We start from the raw sequence: 1,792 nt of genomic DNA, 5'->3' as shown, positions 1-1,792 counted from the left end.
GATGATCAGCCACATAATTTTATTTTGCAGTTTTTGATTAGCTGGGGCCTTTTTGCATCAATTTGCATTCTTTCGCTATTACTCATATTCGCCGGTACCGTCCTCAAACAGCTGCCAAACAAAATCGCTAGCGAAGATATTGATTGGCTAATCGCTGCAGCTTTGCTTGGTTTTTTAACAATCACTGGACTATTTTCTGGCACTTACTTTAAAATTCAGCCTTTTACTATACTCACACTAGCTTTCGGTGTTTTATTAGCAGATATGCTAAATTTGCGGGCAAGGATCAAGCTCTAAACGCTTATACCAACCTCAACATGAGCAAATTATGCAAAAGCTTTGGTTCTCACTGCGCTATTTGTGCTGCCGCGTCTTTCTTATGCCCTGGCTGCGGCCAGCCGCCATTCCCAAACATCACTGGGAGCTTCTATCAGAGGAACCCGACACGCCTAAACTGCTGGTTTTGGAAAAAGAACACGCTGCCGATCGGCTTTGCTTAGAAAAACTGCTGGCTCAACATGCAATAAGCAATCGGCAGATACGCATCGTATCTGTCCCCAAAAAACGCAANAGCAAACGCTGCAAACAACTTCTGCAGCTCATCAGCGAATATCAACACTGCTATGCTGCATCGGTCTTCTGGACGCGCCGCCGCGAGTCCAGTCACAGCATCTGGGGCAGCTACTTTCAAGACTCCTATACACCAGCTGGTTTTTTACGCCGCATTCCAACACTATTTTTTCAAGCTCGCCAAGTCAGTGCTTTCATTGGTCCTGTCGGTAAACTTGCCAGTAATGAGGCAGAAAGCCTTTGCACCGAACTTAGCGCAATATATGCCAGTCAACGAGAGGCAGTTACCGGGCCCGATTTCTCCCATCGACGAACGATTATTCATGAGGTACTGCAAGATGATGGCGTCAAACAATGCATAAGCCAGCTCAACCAAGCAGGTACAATGCAGACCAAGCGGGCGGAAAAAAAAGCTCGTCAGTATTTCAAAGAAATTGCCGCTGACTATTCGTTTACTACCGTCAGGTTTTTTGATGGCTTGCTGACGTATTTGTGGCAAAAAATCTACAGTGGCGTGTCACTGCAAGGCTTTGAACAAGTCAGCAATATCGCACAAAGCCATCAACTGGTTTACGTGCCCTGCCACCGAAGCCATATTGATTATATGTTATTGAGCTACTCAATTTATAAGCATGGACTCATGCCACCGCATATTGCCGCCGGCATCAATTTAAACCTACCGATTATTGGACGATTACTTCGAGGTGGTGGTGCATTTTTTATTCGTCGTCAATTTAAAGGTCAGCTGCTCTATCGTGCAGTGTTTGAGGCCTACTTACAAGCCATGCTTCGATCAGGTATGCCAATAGAATATTTTATCGAGGGCGGACGCTCGCGCACCGGCTTGTTACTGCCACCTAAGGCAGGCTTGCTAGCTATGACGGTAAAATCTGCGATGCGATTAACACAAGAGCAAAAGCAAACAAAACCGATCGCTTTTGTACCCGTTTATATTGGCTATGAAAAGCTGATTGAAAGTCATAGTTATATTAATGAACTCTATGGCAATAAAAAACAAAGTGAAAGCATAAAGGGCTTGGTCGCCGCAAGAAAACATTTAAGCCTTAATTACGGCAAGGTGTTTGTCAATATCGCAAAACCTATTATGTTAGAGCCCTTGTTAGAGCCATTAATAAACCCCGAACTAGAGCAAACTACTGAAACACACATTCAGCCTGATCAACAACAGAGAGAAGTTGTCAATATCGTCAATCGGCTCAGC

1 protein-coding gene is annotated in these 1,792 nt (G+C 44.6%); it reads left to right on the top strand.

Translation table 11 applies throughout. The annotated features are described in order from the left end of the window. Positions 1-328: 328 nt before the first annotated feature. Positions 329-1,792: 1-acyl-sn-glycerol-3-phosphate acyltransferase (locus HRU21_09125; GenBank protein ID NRA42453.1), on the top strand; the 1,464-nt coding region annotated here is incomplete at its 3' end.

The organism is Pseudomonadales bacterium (assembly GCA_013215025.1).
Taxonomy (GTDB): Bacteria; Pseudomonadota; Gammaproteobacteria; order Pseudomonadales; family DT-91; genus DT-91.
Note: the sequence above shows the minus strand (reverse complement) of the source record. Positions and strands in the feature narration are given on the sequence as shown.